The sequence below is a fragment of the Paenibacillus glacialis genome (assembly GCF_001637205.1).
In the GTDB taxonomy this organism is placed as follows: Bacteria; Bacillota; Bacilli; order Paenibacillales; family Paenibacillaceae; genus Paenibacillus_AQ; species Paenibacillus_AQ glacialis.
Genome location: NZ_LVJH01000016.1, coordinates 1 through 14,674, shown reverse-complemented (window position 1 = coordinate 14,674; position 14,674 = coordinate 1). Strand labels below are relative to the sequence as shown.

The following is a 14,674-nucleotide window of genomic DNA, read 5'->3' as shown; positions in this document are numbered from 1 at the left end:
ATGATGAAACAGTTATTTCCAATTCGCCATGTAATGGGCTATCTATCCTCCCTCATCCTTTCGGCCCTTGCAGTAACTGCTTTACTTGATATTCCCTTTGCTGCTAAGATGGCGATCTTAACAGTCACGGCCATCATTCAGGCTTCCTTACAGCTGTTTGTATTCATGCACATTAGTGAAACGGCCGATACCAAAAAAGAACTTTATCTCAATATTGCTTATGCACTATTCGTTGGTCTGGTTACAATCTTCGGATCGATGTACATCTTCGTGTGGGGCTGGTATAGTTAATTAAATAAGTATTATAATGAAAAATGCAGCTTCTCCTACAATGTAGGCAAGCTGCATTTTTCATTACATATTAGAATTGTGAGGATGGATACAAATGGAATTTACAACAGATCAAGTCGCTGAATGGATGCTTAAGCAATTAAAAGACTCCGGCAGATTAGTACAACCAGATGCTGTTAAGCATATTTTAGAGCACTTTGGAGAACCCTTTATTTATGTTAATGACAATGGGAATCAATCGATATCAAAAGAAGTAAAAAAAGCTTTTAAAAAGTTACATGCTGGACGAGCAGCTTGGGATCGTGATGGCTTCTTCTGGTATTGGACTTAATAAACGTAAACTTTATATAGCTTAAGACAAGGGTCTATAATAAGTCCAGCACCCATTCTTAAGCAATCGCTACAAATAACGCTTATGCTGAGCCCACGTCAATAGCTGCCAAGATCATCTCGGCAGCTATTTTAGCTGTTCATCTTTTCTTGTACATCAGGGAATGTTTGATTAATTTACTGCAATAGCCATAATGCCGGTACATTTGCCGGCTCCCACCCTTGAAGTGAGGTATGGCCTTGTCTGCAAGAATAAGTTGCGCCCCCATAAGTTACTAATTTGCCTACTGTATAGCTCACATTTGCTGCCCAAGGCACAGGGCCATTGGGATTATTATCTGTCGTTGATTGGATGGATGTACCCGCAGATACATTTCCAGCCGCGTCTTTAGACGTTACGGTAAATGTGTATGCTGTACCCGCGGATAGGCCTGTAATGGTAGCTGTTGGCGTTGTGACATTCACACTGCTTGAACCCCAAGTTACTGTATATCCAGCAACACTAACGTTGTCCGTTGACGCTGTCCAGCTTAAGCTTACACTAGAGTTAGTCTTACCAGTCACCTGTAGGTTACTTGGAACCGTAGGGGCCGTTGTATCGCCACTCGAAGCATTCGTTACCGTAACCGCGTTACTTAGCGCAGATTGGTTCCCTGCTGCGTCTTTCGCTTTCACGGTAAACGTATAGGCCGTATTAGCGGATAGGCCATTTATAGTTATGCTTGTTCCTGCTACGTTCACACTGGTTGTTCCATACATTACTGTATAGCCCGTAACACCTACATTGTCTGAAGAGGCGTTCCACGCCAAGCTCACGCTGCTGGATGTTTTACCTGTAGACGTGAGGTTACCTGGTATGGACGGAGGAATAGTATCCTGACCCCCTCCTGTTTCGAATTGGTTCAAATAAGTGCGGTGATTGCTAGAAAACTCGAAATTATTAAATTTATCCCAGTTGATCGACCAAGTCATCAGACCTCTCATACCGGGATGTGCTCCATTACGAAGTTGGTAGCCTCCTCCGTACGAAACACCCTTCATTAGATAGTTCAACCCTTTATGCACTTCCGCTACAGACGTGAATCCTCCTCCAGAATTTACGTTAGCCGGAAGTCCTATGACGATCTGGTCGGGACGTAATGCTGGGAATGGATGGTTAACATTTTTTCCTACTGGGAAGCCCGTTAGCATCATATCCGCCATAGCAACATGGAAATCAGCACTGCCCATGGAATAGTATTGACCATCAAGCGCAGTGATTGGACCAGAATTGTAATGCTGTACCTGTAGCCAATCGAGAATATCCCGCAGTCCATAGATGACAGGCAGATATGAACCAGCCCTATTGTCGCATGAAATGCAGCTTCCTCCATAGAAGGAATACCCTAACTGTACGAAGAACGTTTCTGGTGCCATCGTGAGCATAAAGCTTTCACCATAGAAATCATGTAGCTCCCTTACCGCAGAGATCAGATTAGTAATGACCGGTGTAGTAGGATTACGGAAATCACTATCGCCAGCATTGAAATACAGTGAATGCCCTTCGAAATCAATATCAAAGCCGTTAAATCCGTATTTTGTAATGATCCCTTTCATCGTAGAAACGAAATTGTTACGAGCCTGCGTATTGATTAGCTGTACCTGCCCGTTGGCTCCTCCAATTGAGATAATGACCTTCTTCCCTTGACTTTGTAAATATTGAACATCTGCAATGAAATCAGCTTCCGTTGTGTTATAAGGAACGAAGCCAATCGATCCGCCCTGCACCCCATTGCTAGGCTCAGCAAACGAAACGTTGATAACGTCAAAGTTAGGCGATACGTCCCGAAGTCTTATATAGCCTGAACCGTTATCGAAGTTGTGCCAATATCCAACGATCAACTTCTTGTTTGCTGGAATGGAAGCATACGCTTGTGGTGCATACCATTGGTACCCTGTGAACAGAAAAGCAATTATTAAAGTGAACAGAATTGCACGTGGAAATGGACGAGTCATTCTTAGGTTTTCCTTCATTGCTATTTGTCCCCCCTTTTTATTGAACTTTCCATAATGCTGGCACATTGCTAGGCTCCCAGCCTCCAAGAGAGGTATGTGGCTGGATACAACTATAGGTCTTGCCTCCATGCGTCACGATATCATTGACTTTGTAGCTGACATTCGTCGCCCATGCGTTCGGGCCACCCGTCGTATCCGTTGTCACATTGATGGATGTCCCAGCTGAAATATTACCCGCTGCATCACGTGCTGTTACTGTGAACGTATAGTTCGTGCTTGCCGATAGACCGCTTACTGCAGCCGTTGTTCCTGTCATATTCACGCTCGTTGTTCCGTACGATACCGTATACCCCGCTACACCCACATTATCCGTGGAAGCATTCCATGACAGACTAACGCTGGATGAAGATTTCCCTGTCGTTTGTAGATTTTCTGGAGCTGTTGGTGGTGTCGTATCTACGACGATAGCTTCTGTCGTCACTTGAAGTGGCATGCTTTCTTCCGAGCTATTCCCTGCCGCATCCCTTGCTTTTACAGTAAATGTATAAGCTGTGCTTGCGGACAATCCACTAATCGTTGTCGATGTACCTGCTACGTTTACTGAGTTACTACCATATGACACCGTGTATCCTGTCACTCCAACATTGTCAGTAGATGCATCCCATGCTAGGTTCACAGTATTTGATGTTTTGGATGGAGAACTCAAATTTCCCGGCACAGTAGGGGCTTGATTATCAACGACGATTGATCCTTGTAAATCACTAACTAACTTATTCAGCAATAATTTATTACGATCACTGCTGAGATCCCAGATCATTGCTCCGCCCAACCCATTAGACTTAATGAAATTTGTCTTATGACCAAAAGATTCTACATCATCATAACTGATGAAGTTACCAATAGTTGGATTAAATAAGTACGGTACTTTTGCAACATCATTCCAATAACGTGTATATCCATTTTTATTGATGTAATTATTTTGGAGATCCGTGAAATCATACCTACCTATCTCCCATGTTCCGGTGTTTGGGGCACTACAATTCTGATATTGCCCATTACTTACATTTTTGCATTTACTCCAACCAATTCCATAGAATGGGGTACCCAAAACAATTTTGTTTGCCGGTACACCTGCATTTATATAATTTTGAACACTTGCTTGAATATTAAATGCTGCAGCATTCTCTACACCTGCTGCTACTGCAGCTGGATCCTTATATAAAGGCGCATTATGAGCGCTGAGCGTTTGCCAATCACCGTTATAGTCATATGTCATGATATTTATCCAATCCACAGTATTAGCAATATTAGCCATCTGATTATTCGATACATAATTAGGACCTGCCCCTGAAGCGATCGTTAGCAAATATTTTTTCCCGTCTACAATTTCCGCAGCGTTCAGTTTAGCCCTAACCGCTTGCAGCAGTAGTACATGGTTTTGTTTGTCTGCTGGACGATAGCTATTACCATCTAGACCGCCACTAACCGGATATTCCCAGTCCAGATCTATCCCATCAAATTGATATTTACGTAGAAAATCAACAGCAGAGTTCGCGAAAACTTCACGAGTCGCTGCGGTGGCTGCCACGTCGGAGAAACGATTAGACCAAGTCCATCCACCAACCGAAATAATCGTTTTAAGATTCGGATTCGCTTGCTTCTGATTGATCAACTGCCCAAAGTTCCCCTTAATGAGTTTATCCGGAGTATCACCCGTCATGCTCGTCAGAACATCAATCTCCGGATCACCAATGACGATCGTTCCATTAGGTACATTGATCGTTCCACTTTCATCCTGACAAGTCCATGTTACTGGATTCGGACCTGTTGGATCTGGGTTACCATGCCTACCGTTCCAACATATATCTGCAAACGCAAAATTTATATGAGTTACTTTTGATGCATCTATATCACTAACAAAATAATTTTGATCATATGGAGCCCAAGACGGGAAATACCCCACAACTTTATATCCTTCTGCAGCTTGAACTTTCTCAATACTCACAAATTGAAAAAAAGATAAAATCAATGCAGAAATTAAAATCATAATCGTAGATTTTCGAAATAACTTCACTTGCTTGTTCATTTCTCAAAGCCTCCTTGTTTTCAAATAATAGAATGATAGCGTTTACAATAATAAAAACAACTTTCTCCTTTCATGAATTTTTATTTCATCCTTGCATGACAGAAATATAGACTCCATTCACAACAAGAAAAGAAATCGCAAATTAATAGTAAATCTAACTTTATATTGCATTTTATATAAACTATACGCAGATCAATCAAAACAATATGACAGTATTTGGATATAATTAATTCCATTCCTTAAAAAGATACGGAAGACTTCTACTTGTAATCACAACAGACAAGACCCATGTTGTTTGGATACACAAAAAAGCCGTTAGCATATCGCTAACGGCTACTATAACGTGATTCAGAATATATCACATCTAATCATCAAATATCATTCTAGACAAATCTCAATCTTAACCCTGACTCAAAAGTTTGATCGTAATATTTGAAGGATCCTTCACAAACCATCCACCATCTATATACCTTACACTTATCCCTGCATCCTTCAACTGAACGATCACATGGTCTAGTTCCTCATGATTAGGAAGGACCAATGTAAAGTAATCCAATCCTACGGCATCATGAGGTGCAGGCGGTGCACCCACTCCTGCCCAGGTGTTTAATCCAATATGGTGATGATATCCTCCTGCAGAAATGAATAATGCCATAGAACCATAGTGAGCAGTTACATCAAAACCCAGAATGCCACAATAGAATGCCTCTGTCTTTTGTAGATCAGATACATGGAAATGAACGTGTCCCACAATCGTATCTTCAGATAACCCGCTCCAAGTCTTGCCTTCAGAGATCGCAAGTAAACCATCTACGTCAACTGGATCAGTTGTCATAACGTACTCTCCATTTACATCACGTTTCCAAGACTCCTTTGGTCGATCAGCATAAATCTCAATACCATTGTTGTCGGGATCATTAATATACAATGCTTCGCTTACTAGATGATCGCCTTGACCTACACCCACATTGAACTTAATCAAATTACGCAATGACAGCCCTAATGAAATTCGATCTGGCACAAGAATCGCAAAATGATACAGCCCAGCAACCGATCTTTCCGGGAGTATCACCGCGTTCTCGATCTGTTCTAATATTAATAATGGTTGATTACCATCCACTGTAAGTTCAGCAATATTCTCTGTCTGACTTAGAATGCGTAATCCAACTACCTCCTTATAAAAAGCTACTGAACGTTTAAGATCGCTGATCTTGAGTTTCACAAGTCCAATCTGAGTACTTGGATGTATTTGCTTTGTCATAAGTATCTTCCTTTCAATAGTAACTATGATGATATATTGATATAATATTAGTAATAGGAATATATATTTTATATTATGAATTTATCACGATTGTTTTGCCAAGTCAATATATATTTGATATTATAAATAAAAGTACCCATTAGGAGAGATTATTATGGATATTGGCTCCAATATTCGGTCCATTCGCAAAAGAAAAAATTGGTCTATACAACAAATATGTGAGCGAACTGGATTATCACAAGGATTTATGAGTCAAGTGGAGAACAATAAAACCTCCCCTTCCATCGCCACATTAGATAGCATCGCACAGGCTCTAAACGTACCGCTTGCATTTCTTCTCTTAAAGAACGAAGAACGAATGCATATTATACGTAAAGATGAACGCCGTAAGACGATACATGGTAAGGAAAACTTCCATGTTGAGCATCTAAGTGATCGTGGCAATGTGCGCATGATGCTTGTAGAAATGCCCGCAGGTGAGTCTACAGAAGATGCTCATGCCCATGCAGGTGAAGAAATTCATTTCATCATACAAGGTACCATATTTATCGAACAAGGTGAGGATTCTGCTACTCTGAGCACGGGTGACTCCTTTAGCTGGAAAGCCTGTGTACCCCATTACGTCAAAAATGTAGGTGACGAACCTGCTATTGTATTGATCTCCATCAGTATCGATTCAGAGAGCAACGCATATTAGGATTAGGATTACCTATCTGATTCTTATTTACTTATTTGTAAATTGTGTTATATTTGATGAGTTATGAATTGAATAAGACCTTGTATTTCACTAGGGGAGTCTAACGACTGAGATGGAACTTAACGTTCCGGACCCTTGGAACCTGATCTGGATTATACCAGCGGAGGGAAGTGGAACGAAATCTTCAACTCGTGCATATTCTTGCTGATTGAACTTTTTGACCCACTTATTTCCTTTCCGGAAATGGTTGGGTCTTTTATTTATTTACTGAAAGTGAGGCGATCATAGCCATCTTATCCCTGCATAATTTAACATACTCTTATTCTCAACCACACGAATCACCCATTATTCAAGGACTCTCTATGAATGTTCATGCTGGTGAATTCATTTCTATTATTGGCGTTAGCGGATCAGGAAAAAGCACTCTTTTTAGGCTCATTGCTGGACTTTTAGAACCAATAAGCGGTGAAATACGGATACATGGCAAATTAGCGACACAATCTCGATTAGGCAAAGTGGCATACATGCCTCAAAAGGACCTGCTACTACCTTGGAGAACTGTTCTAGATAATTGCCTACTACCCTTGGGAGCTTAATCGGGAACCTACCAAAGTAGGCAAAGAGGAAGTCATAGCTGACATTCAGATTAACCTAGAACGGTTCGGTCTAGGGAAATACGGTCAATCCTATCCCAATGAATTATCAGGTGGTATGCGGCATCGTGTCGCTTTTCTAAGAACACTCATAACAGGTCAAGATCTCTTACTATTAGATGAACCTTTCGGCGCCCTTGACGCTATGACCAAAAGAGAGATGCATCGTTGGTTACTCGATCTGTGGGATGATCTTCATAAGACCGTTCTCTTCATTACGCATGATTTGGAAGAAGCCATTCTATTAAGTGACCGAATCTACCTCTTGCCCGCTGAGTGTAATCAAGAGGTTCAAGAGATCCACGTTAATTTACCTAGGCCGCGGCATTACGCGATGAACTACGACCCTGACTTTATTCAGTTGAGGCAAGATTTGGAGCAAAGACTATATGAGAAGACTTCTTTTTAAACGGTGGGCTCACGATTATGGATGGTTTGTACTTCTTTTACTACTACTTCTAGTCTCTTGGGAAGCAGTTATCGCTTTAGGATGGATCCCTTCGTTTATTATTCCTGCCCCCACCTCGATTATACGTGCGTTATTTGAAGACAGCCATTTGTTAATCGGTCAGCATTTAATTGCGACTTTAGAGGAAGTTTCCTTAGGATTTATACTATCTGTCATAGGGGGCGTTATTCTAGCGGTAGGTATGCATATATTCCGTCCACTTGAGAAAGCTCTCTATCCTTTCCTCATTATTAGTCAGACCATCCCTTTAATCGCGCTCTCTCCCATCTTCATCATGTGGTTCGGATACAGCATTTGGAGTAAGGTGGCCGTAGTATTCCTGACTGCATTCTTTCCGATTGTAGTGAGTACATACGATGGTCTCAAGAAAGGCAATCGCGATTATACCGAGTTACTCATGACCATGGGGGCCAACCGCTTTGATATTTTTCGAACCATTGAAATTCCTATGGCCTTGCCTTCCTTCTTCTCAGGATTAAAACTATCCATCGTATATTGTGTCGTTGGCGCTACGATTGGCGAATGGTTAGGCGGTACGAAAGGTCTAGGTTACTTCAGCCGAAGGATGTCGAGTAATATGCATACAGATGCCATGTTCGCATCCATATTGTTACTTTCTTTACTTGGCATTTCCCTTTTTATGACGATTGTAATCATAGAGAAACAAATTCTTAAGAGAAGAGGAACAACGAAATGACAGGAACAAGGAACTCAATGATCTCAATACTACTTATATGCATACTACTATCACTTACCGGTTGTGGAAACGGAGCTATTTCAAATCAAGGCACTGCACAGCCCTCTACTTCTTCTGAAAAAGAAGTTCAAGAACTCTCGATCATGCTCGATTGGTATCCAAATGCTGTTCACTCTTTCTTATATACAGCACAAAAGAATGGGTATTTCACAGAACAAGGATTACAAGTAAACATTCAAATGCCCGCAGAAACCAATGACGCTTTGAAACTAGTGGCTACTGGCAAAATCGATCTAGCCCTTAGCTATCAACCTCAAGTCCTTATGGCCCGAGGTGAGAATATTCCCGTTAAATCGATAGCCGCTATCGTTAGACATCCTCTCAATCATCTTATGGTGCCTGCTGGTGGAAAGGTTAAATCGCCCAAAGATCTAGTCGGCGCAAACGTCGGATACTCTTCCATCCCTTTATATGAAGCTATGGTACATACGATGATTAAGAACGATGGAGGCGACTCTCAGAACGTCAATATGATCGATGTAGGATATGATCTGATTCCTTCCATTGCAACATCCAAGGTTGATGCGATCATGGGTGGATTCATTAATCATGAGCAACTCATACTGGCTAAGCAAGGTCACCCTATGGTCTCTCTAAATCCTACGGAATATGGTGTACCAGATTATTATGAGCTTGTACTCGTCGCTAGCGACCAAGGCTTGAAAGAGAAGCCAGAGTTACTTGCCAAGTTTGTTACAGCCATTCGAGAAGGACAACAAAATGTACACCAGCACCCTGACCAAGCTCTATCCGTTCTTTTCGAACATGAAGATCAAACATCACCTCTAGATAAAGAAATAGAAACGAAGAGTTTACAGATGCTATTACCCCTTATGGATGCTAAGGATCAACCTTTCGGATATCAAGCACCAGAATCATGGGAGAACGTTAATCAATGGCTCATGAATAATAAGCTATTACCTAATGCGGTCAACGCTAATGATGCATTTATCAATTTATAATTCATTCCAAGGAGGAATTTAATCATGACATTTCTACAAAAAGTACGTCAAAAGAGACCACTAGTACACAACATCACCAATACGGTAGTTACCAATTTCACTGCCAATGGGCTCCTAGCTTTAGGTGCCTCTCCTTTTATGGCTGATGGTATCGAAGAGGTAGCTGACGTTGCTAAGATCGCTGATGCAGCACTATTCAACATGGGGACTCTGAATGAAAGTATTGTGAACTCCATCCTCATTGCAGGTAAATCATCAAATGAGCGCAACGTGCCCATCGTATTTGATCCAGTCGGTGCAGGCGCTACTTCCTATCGTACAGCTATAGCACAGCTAATAACCCAAGAAATCAAGCTTACCGTACTACGTGGGAATGTTGCTGAGGTAGCCCATGTTATTGGTGAGAGTTGGTCCATTAAAGGCGTTGATGCTGGTGCTGGTGAAGGAAACGTGATCCTACTCGCGCAAAAGGCAGCTCAAAAGTTAGGTTGTATTGTTGTAATTACGGGAGCGGATGATGTCATTACGGACGGACAAACGACATATCTCGTGAGTAATGGTCACCCCATTTTGACAAAGGTGACGGGTTGCGGATGTTTACTTGGCTCTGTCATCGCTGCCTTTTTAAGTGTTGCGGAGCAACAATCGATTGAATCGGTTACCGAGGCCGTTGCCTTCTATGGTATTGCCGCAGAAATCGCTGCTGAGAAGACAGAAGCACAAGGACCTGGCAGCTTTCAGATTGAATTCCTGAATCATTTAGCGTTGGTGACCCCAGAAATTGTCCAATTAAGAGCAAACATTCAAAAGATTCAATAGATTCAATAGATGAGACGAATATAATCGGTGATATTTCAAGTACTGAAAAGAACATGAATAGGCGAGTCATCTAATACGAGATATTTCGAGAACTTGAAAAGAACTTTGAAGGAGGTTACATCATGACTATATATAAAGCTTTCACTATAGCAGGTTCTGACAGTGGTGGTGGTGCTGGCATCCAGGCTGATTTGAAGACATTTCAAGAACTAGGTGTGTATGGAATGTCTGCAATCACTGCGATCACAGCACAGAACACATTAGGTGTTCAGGGGGTCTTCCCCACAAGCACTGAAGCCATTGCAATGCAATTAGACTCCATCGGTAGTGATTTAGCTCCTGATGCAGTGAAGACGGGGATGTTATTTAGTGAAGAGATTATCCGTATCGTAGCTGACAAAGTACGGCGGTATAATTGGCGCAACTTAGTTATTGATCCTGTCATGGTCGCCAAAGGTGGCTCCCCTCTTTTGCAACAAGAAGCCGTTCAATCCGTCATTACACATCTGCTCCCCCTTGCTCTAGTCTCTACGCCCAATTTACCCGAAGCAGAGATCCTAACCCGAATGTCTATTCGAACTTTGAGCGATCGGGAAGAAGCAGCCAAAATCATCGTTCAGATGGGTAGTCAATATGTTGTCATGAAAGGCGGACACGATACTTCAACGGATCAAGTGGTAGACCTACTTTATGATGGAGAGAATTACATATATATGGAGAACATACGGATTGAGACGAGACATACTCATGGTACAGGATGCACTTACTCAGCGGCGATAACAGCAGAATTAGCAAAAGGAAAAAATGTCCTCGAAGCTGTTCAAATCGCTAAAGCATTCATTCAATCGTCGATTGAGGATCAACTAGGAATGGGATCCGGTCATGGACCTACGAACCATTTTGCTTATCAGAGAAGACAGCGTGGTGAAATACGTGTCTAGTATTCATTCTGAGACCATGCGAAAGCATCTTAAGCTTTACTTCATCATGGGGAGTATCAACTGTCAGAGGCACCCTGTGAATGTATTGTCTGAGGCCATTGCAGGAGGAATTACTTTATTTCAATATCGTGAAAAAGGGCCTGGTGCTCTCATGGGTCAAGCAAACCTTGATTTAGCCAAACAACTACAGAAGCTGTGCCGGGAACATCATATCCCTTTCATCGTGAACGACGATATCAGTCTAGCTATGGCTATTGGAGCGGATGGTGTCCATGTTGGACAGGATGATGAATCTGCAAGCGTTATACGTAAAAAATTAGGCGCACACACCATAGTTGGCGTCTCAGCTCATACATTTGCAGAAGCTCAACAAGCGATACAAGATGGTGCCAACTATTTGGGTATAGGTCCTATTTATCCAACACAATCTAAACCTGATGCTAAGGAAGTTCAGGGTACAGGCCTTATTCAAGAATTACGCACAAAGGGTATTGATATTCCCCTAGTAGGTATAGGTGGAATCACGGTAGACAATGCTGCAGCAGTTATCAAAGCTGGCGCAGATGGTATATCTGTCATATCAGCGATAGCTAATGCAGCTTCAGTTCGTGATGCAGCAGCAAGCTTCATATAAATGATTCACTAAACCATCACAGCAAAAAAAGGGTACTCTATATGTTAAAGTACCCTTTCATCAAGACAAGGGTCGATAGACTTCGACGAATACACAATCATTCAATTAACTAAATCCATTCTATTCATTATCCGACACATCAGGCACTATTCTACCATCCCAATAACAGTCTCTATTCTCTCTATCCTTCATAGTTGTTCATCTCGTCATCAGTTGTACGTCTTCAAAAAAGTCCTTTACTCGTTCTTCACTTCACTCTCGTAATCGATCTGCGGGATACTGAATTCCTATCTGTCGTCTAGCTTCCTCCATTACTCTCGCAACGGCTAACGAATTAGCTAAGGTGTTTACTGAACTTTCTCGTTGACCCATCTGAAGTAATTCTATAAATTCTTGAATCTCATAATACATCGGTTTATGTATATCTGGTCGGTTTAGATCTTCAATCGTACCATCCCTATAATGTATCTTAACATCTTGTGGCGAGCTGATCTTATCAATAACCATCGTACCGTTCTCTCCCTGAATTTCTACGGGTAAAAAGGAATCAGCTATTTTGGAATGCATGATAACCGCATCCATCTTTCCATATTGCATGACCATACTTCCTTCTCCGTCAGCCCCAGTCGATAGTAATACACCCGTAGCCTCAATAGATTGTGGTTTACCAAAAAGAGTCACCATTGGATAGATGCAATATACACCCAGATCCATTAAAGAACCATTGGAATAAGACAAATTGAAGACATTTGGAATATTGCCCTTTTGTAGTTCCTCATAACTTGAAGTATAACGACAAAAACTTGCAAAATAGCGACGTATGCGACCGATTTTATACAAGTTGTCCTTCATAATAGTAAAGGATGGCATGAGTGTCGATTTCATAGCCTCCATCAAGAGGACATCATTCGTCCTTGCTGTATCAATCATTTCTTGCATTTCTCTCACATTCGATGCCATAGGCTTCTCACATAAGACATGTTTACCATGATTCATACATACTATAGCTTGTTCAGCATGGGATGAATTCGGACTCGCAATGTAGACAGCATCTAGTTCATTACTCGAGACCATTTCCTTCAAGTCAGTATAGACCATTGGGATATCATATTTAGTAGCAAATGCTCTACCCTTCTCTTCTGTTCGAGAGTAGACTGCACTTAAGACAAATTCCCCTGACTCCATTCCAGCTTGAATGAAGCGTTCCGTTATCCAGCTGGTTCCAATGATTCCAAATCGTATCATAGTGATCCATTCCCTTCCTTGTCCTCTATTAGATCATGCTCATATATAATTGCTTGTATAAGGATAATACTCTTCATTTCTATCCGCATCATAATTAGCAAAAAAAAGGATCCCAACTAAGGCATCCTCCTACTATTCAAGTATGATAATTGTAACAATATTATGGCGAAATAGGAACCGTCATTTCGATCTTTATCAGATAGAATTGCTATTCAAATAAACAAAAAGAGCTACGATAACTCGCAGCTCTTTTTGTTTATTGCTAATTCAATTACTTGTTAACCTTTAAGCGGGTGATGGGAATCGAACCCACGCTATCAGCTTGGAAGGCTGAAGTTCTACCATTGAACTACACCCGCGTACATAAAATATCGGGACGACACGATTTGAACATGCGACCCCCTGGACCCAAACCAGGTGCTCTACCAAGCTGAGCTACGTCCCGATGTTTTGAAATAGATACTCGGTAATTTATATACCTATAGGCTATTTCGATAAAAATGGTGCGCGTGGAGGGACTTGAACCCCCACGTCGTGAAACGCTAGATCCTAAGTCTAGTGCGTCTGCCAATTCCGCCACACGCGCACAATGAAAATATATGGTGGGACATGAAGGGCTTGAACCTTCGACACCCTGATTAAGAGTCAGGTGCTCTACCAACTGAGCTAATGTCCCTTAGTAAAAATGGCGGAACCGACGGGATTCGAACCCGCGATCTCCTGCGTGACAGGCAGGCATGTTAGGCCAACTACACCACGGTTCCACAGTAATCAATTCCTTTAAGGAATATAATTGGTTGCGGGGGCAGGATTTGAACCTGCGGCCTTCGGGTTATGAGCCCGACGAGCTACCGGGCTGCTCCACCCCGCGTCATTAAGCAATATGATATTGGTGACCCGTAGGGGAATCGAACCCCTGTTACCTCCGTGAAAGGGAGGTGTCTTAACCGCTTGACCAACGGGCCACATATGTAGAATCTTTCTGGCGGAGAGAGAGGGATTCGAACCCTCGAGACGCTTTTGGCGCCTACACGATTTCCAATCGTGCTCCTTCGGCCAGCTCGGACACCTCTCCATATGGCTCCCCGAACAGGACTCGAACCTGTGACAACTCGATTAACAGTCGAGTGCTCTACCAACTGAGCTATCAGGGAATATAAGCGTTTGTGTTACAAACGCAACCTGTAAGATATCAGTGACATATGCATGTACAATATCTTTCAGAAAAGCTGCTTGGCGACGTCCTACTCTCCCAGGACCCTGCGGTCCAAGTACCATCGGCGCTGGAGGGCTTAACGGTCGTGTTCGGGATGGGTACGTGTGGAACCCCTCCGCTATCGCCACCAAACAGGATTTTTGTGCTGCTTATCTACTTTGTTAATACTTCAACAAAATATCCAACCCTATAAAGGGCATGCAACATAAAATCAGTACAAGGTTTAATCCTTGAAAACTAGATACGAATGAATTTGCAGTTCGAAACTTACATTTGCTTCTGAAGCCTAAACTTCATAATAAGCATATGCTTACGAAG

Annotated in this window: 14 protein-coding genes, 9 tRNA genes, 1 rRNA gene and 1 riboswitch; of the genes, 10 read left to right on the top strand and 14 right to left on the bottom strand. The window is 42.1% G+C overall.

Annotated elements, in window-relative coordinates:
- Together qoxD and PGLA_RS09280 are read left to right on the top strand one after the other, a co-directional pair.
- On the top strand, positions 1 to 291 hold the full coding sequence (gene qoxD / locus PGLA_RS09285) for a cytochrome aa3 quinol oxidase subunit IV (RefSeq protein WP_245699782.1): 291 nt from the start codon (positions 1 to 3) through the stop codon (positions 289 to 291).
- A 94-nt stretch (positions 292 to 385) separates the two neighbouring features.
- Positions 386 to 622, top strand: a complete 237-nt coding sequence (locus PGLA_RS09280) for a DUF6953 family protein (protein ID WP_068531866.1) — start codon at positions 386 to 388, stop codon at positions 620 to 622.
- Positions 623 to 798: 176 nt separating this feature from the next.
- Here PGLA_RS09280 and PGLA_RS09275 read toward each other — a convergent pair whose 3' ends face one another.
- The 3 genes from PGLA_RS09275 to PGLA_RS09265 form a co-directional block, all read right to left on the bottom strand.
- On the bottom strand, positions 799 to 2,634 hold the full coding sequence (locus tag PGLA_RS09275) for a fibronectin type III domain-containing protein (protein ID WP_068531864.1): 1,836 nt from the start codon (positions 2,632 to 2,634) through the stop codon (positions 799 to 801).
- A 19-nt stretch (positions 2,635 to 2,653) separates the two neighbouring features.
- Positions 2,654 to 4,702 (bottom strand): glycosyl hydrolase family 18 protein, encoded by a 2,049-nt coding sequence (locus PGLA_RS09270; protein ID WP_068531862.1) that lies wholly within the window; start codon positions 4,700 to 4,702, stop codon positions 2,654 to 2,656.
- A 400-nt stretch (positions 4,703 to 5,102) separates the two neighbouring features.
- On the bottom strand, positions 5,103 to 5,963 hold the full coding sequence (locus tag PGLA_RS09265; RefSeq protein ID WP_068531860.1) for a VOC family protein: 861 nt from the start codon (positions 5,961 to 5,963) through the stop codon (positions 5,103 to 5,105).
- 154 nt (positions 5,964 to 6,117) lie between these two features.
- Here PGLA_RS09265 and PGLA_RS09260 point away from each other — a divergent pair, with 154 nt between their 5' ends.
- The 8 genes from PGLA_RS09260 to thiE all read left to right on the top strand — a co-directional run bounded on the left by PGLA_RS09260 (position 6,118) and on the right by thiE (position 11,895).
- On the top strand, positions 6,118 to 6,660 hold the full coding sequence (locus PGLA_RS09260) for a helix-turn-helix domain-containing protein (protein ID WP_068531858.1): 543 nt from the start codon (positions 6,118 to 6,120) through the stop codon (positions 6,658 to 6,660).
- Between the two features lie 82 nt (positions 6,661 to 6,742).
- Positions 6,743 to 6,846, top strand: a riboswitch (TPP riboswitch).
- A gap of 176 nt (positions 6,847 to 7,022) precedes the next feature.
- Positions 7,023 to 7,256 carry an ATP-binding cassette domain-containing protein gene (locus PGLA_RS29545; RefSeq protein WP_211269520.1) on the top strand — a complete coding sequence of 78 codons (234 nt, stop codon included), beginning with the start codon at positions 7,023 to 7,025 and terminating at the stop codon, positions 7,254 to 7,256.
- Entirely contained in the window at positions 7,228 to 7,722 is a 495-nt protein-coding gene (locus tag PGLA_RS29540; protein WP_211269523.1) for an ABC transporter ATP-binding protein, read from the top strand. Before PGLA_RS29545 ends, PGLA_RS29540 begins: the two co-directional genes overlap by 29 nt.
- The gene (locus PGLA_RS09250) at positions 7,703 to 8,479 is read left to right on the top strand and encodes an ABC transporter permease (protein ID WP_068531854.1); all 777 of its coding nucleotides are present in this window, start codon (positions 7,703 to 7,705) and stop codon (positions 8,477 to 8,479) included. The genes PGLA_RS29540 and PGLA_RS09250 overlap by 20 nt, the downstream gene beginning before the upstream one ends.
- Positions 8,476 to 9,501: an ABC transporter substrate-binding protein gene (locus PGLA_RS09245; protein ID WP_145939524.1), complete on the top strand. Its 1,026-nt coding sequence runs from the start codon at positions 8,476 to 8,478 to the stop codon at positions 9,499 to 9,501. The genes PGLA_RS09250 and PGLA_RS09245 overlap by 4 nt, the downstream gene beginning before the upstream one ends.
- A 24-nt stretch (positions 9,502 to 9,525) precedes the next feature.
- Positions 9,526 to 10,320, top strand: coding sequence for a hydroxyethylthiazole kinase (gene thiM, locus PGLA_RS09240; protein ID WP_068531852.1), 795 nt, complete (start codon positions 9,526 to 9,528; stop codon positions 10,318 to 10,320).
- Between the two features lie 122 nt (positions 10,321 to 10,442).
- Positions 10,443 to 11,261, top strand: coding sequence for a bifunctional hydroxymethylpyrimidine kinase/phosphomethylpyrimidine kinase (gene thiD / locus PGLA_RS09235; RefSeq protein WP_068531850.1), 819 nt, complete (start codon positions 10,443 to 10,445; stop codon positions 11,259 to 11,261).
- A gap of 16 nt (positions 11,262 to 11,277) precedes the next feature.
- Complete coding sequence (thiE, locus tag PGLA_RS09230) at positions 11,278 to 11,895, top strand: thiamine phosphate synthase (protein ID WP_169810189.1); 618 nt, start codon at positions 11,278 to 11,280, stop codon at positions 11,893 to 11,895.
- 252 nt (positions 11,896 to 12,147) lie between these two features.
- On the opposite strand, the gene PGLA_RS09225 is transcribed toward thiE, so the two are convergent.
- The 11 genes from PGLA_RS09225 to rrf form a co-directional block, all read right to left on the bottom strand.
- Complete coding sequence (locus PGLA_RS09225; protein WP_068531848.1) at positions 12,148 to 13,140, bottom strand: Gfo/Idh/MocA family protein; 993 nt, start codon at positions 13,138 to 13,140, stop codon at positions 12,148 to 12,150.
- Positions 13,141 to 13,428: 288 nt separating this feature from the next.
- Positions 13,429 to 13,499, bottom strand: a tRNA-Gly gene (locus PGLA_RS09220).
- 12 nt (positions 13,500 to 13,511) lie between these two features.
- A tRNA-Pro gene (locus PGLA_RS09215) sits at positions 13,512 to 13,585 on the bottom strand.
- Positions 13,586 to 13,641: 56 nt separating this feature from the next.
- A tRNA-Leu gene (locus tag PGLA_RS09210) sits at positions 13,642 to 13,726 on the bottom strand.
- A 14-nt stretch (positions 13,727 to 13,740) separates the two neighbouring features.
- A tRNA-Lys gene (locus PGLA_RS09205) sits at positions 13,741 to 13,816 on the bottom strand.
- Positions 13,817 to 13,826: 10 nt separating this feature from the next.
- Positions 13,827 to 13,904 (bottom strand) — tRNA-Asp (locus tag PGLA_RS09200).
- A gap of 30 nt (positions 13,905 to 13,934) precedes the next feature.
- Positions 13,935 to 14,011 (bottom strand) — tRNA-Met (locus PGLA_RS09195).
- A 19-nt stretch (positions 14,012 to 14,030) separates the two neighbouring features.
- Positions 14,031 to 14,105: transfer RNA gene (locus PGLA_RS09190), tRNA-Glu, on the bottom strand.
- 18 nt (positions 14,106 to 14,123) lie between these two features.
- Positions 14,124 to 14,215 (bottom strand) — tRNA-Ser (locus PGLA_RS09185).
- A gap of 3 nt (positions 14,216 to 14,218) precedes the next feature.
- A tRNA-Asn gene (locus PGLA_RS09180) sits at positions 14,219 to 14,294 on the bottom strand.
- A gap of 77 nt (positions 14,295 to 14,371) precedes the next feature.
- Positions 14,372 to 14,488 (bottom strand): 5S ribosomal RNA (gene rrf, locus PGLA_RS09175).
- Between the last annotated feature and the right edge of the window lie 186 nt (positions 14,489 to 14,674).

What these genes read in the sequence shown, in the direction of transcription:
- thiE (WP_169810189.1), top strand. Translation starts at nt 11,278, where the DNA reads ATGCGAAAGCATCTTAAGCTTTACTTCATCATGGGGAGTATCAACTGT.
- thiD (WP_068531850.1), top strand. Translation starts at nt 10,443, where the DNA reads ATGACTATATATAAAGCTTTCACTATAGCAGGTTCTGACAGTGGTGGT.
- qoxD (WP_245699782.1), top strand. Translation starts at nt 1, where the DNA reads ATGATGAAACAGTTATTTCCAATTCGCCATGTAATGGGCTATCTATCC.
- PGLA_RS09260 (WP_068531858.1), top strand. Translation starts at nt 6,118, where the DNA reads ATGGATATTGGCTCCAATATTCGGTCCATTCGCAAAAGAAAAAATTGG.
- PGLA_RS09280 (WP_068531866.1), top strand. Translation starts at nt 386, where the DNA reads ATGGAATTTACAACAGATCAAGTCGCTGAATGGATGCTTAAGCAATTA.
- PGLA_RS09275 (WP_068531864.1), bottom strand. Translation starts at nt 2,634, where the DNA reads ATGAAGGAAAACCTAAGAATGACTCGTCCATTTCCACGTGCAATTCTG.
- PGLA_RS29545 (WP_211269520.1), top strand. Translation starts at nt 7,023, where the DNA reads ATGAATGTTCATGCTGGTGAATTCATTTCTATTATTGGCGTTAGCGGA.
- thiM (WP_068531852.1), top strand. Translation starts at nt 9,526, where the DNA reads ATGACATTTCTACAAAAAGTACGTCAAAAGAGACCACTAGTACACAAC.
- PGLA_RS09225 (WP_068531848.1), bottom strand. Translation starts at nt 13,140, where the DNA reads ATGATACGATTTGGAATCATTGGAACCAGCTGGATAACGGAACGCTTC.
- PGLA_RS09245 (WP_145939524.1), top strand. Translation starts at nt 8,476, where the DNA reads ATGACAGGAACAAGGAACTCAATGATCTCAATACTACTTATATGCATA.
- PGLA_RS09270 (WP_068531862.1), bottom strand. Translation starts at nt 4,702, where the DNA reads ATGAACAAGCAAGTGAAGTTATTTCGAAAATCTACGATTATGATTTTA.
- PGLA_RS09250 (WP_068531854.1), top strand. Translation starts at nt 7,703, where the DNA reads ATGAGAAGACTTCTTTTTAAACGGTGGGCTCACGATTATGGATGGTTT.
- PGLA_RS09265 (WP_068531860.1), bottom strand. Translation starts at nt 5,963, where the DNA reads ATGACAAAGCAAATACATCCAAGTACTCAGATTGGACTTGTGAAACTC.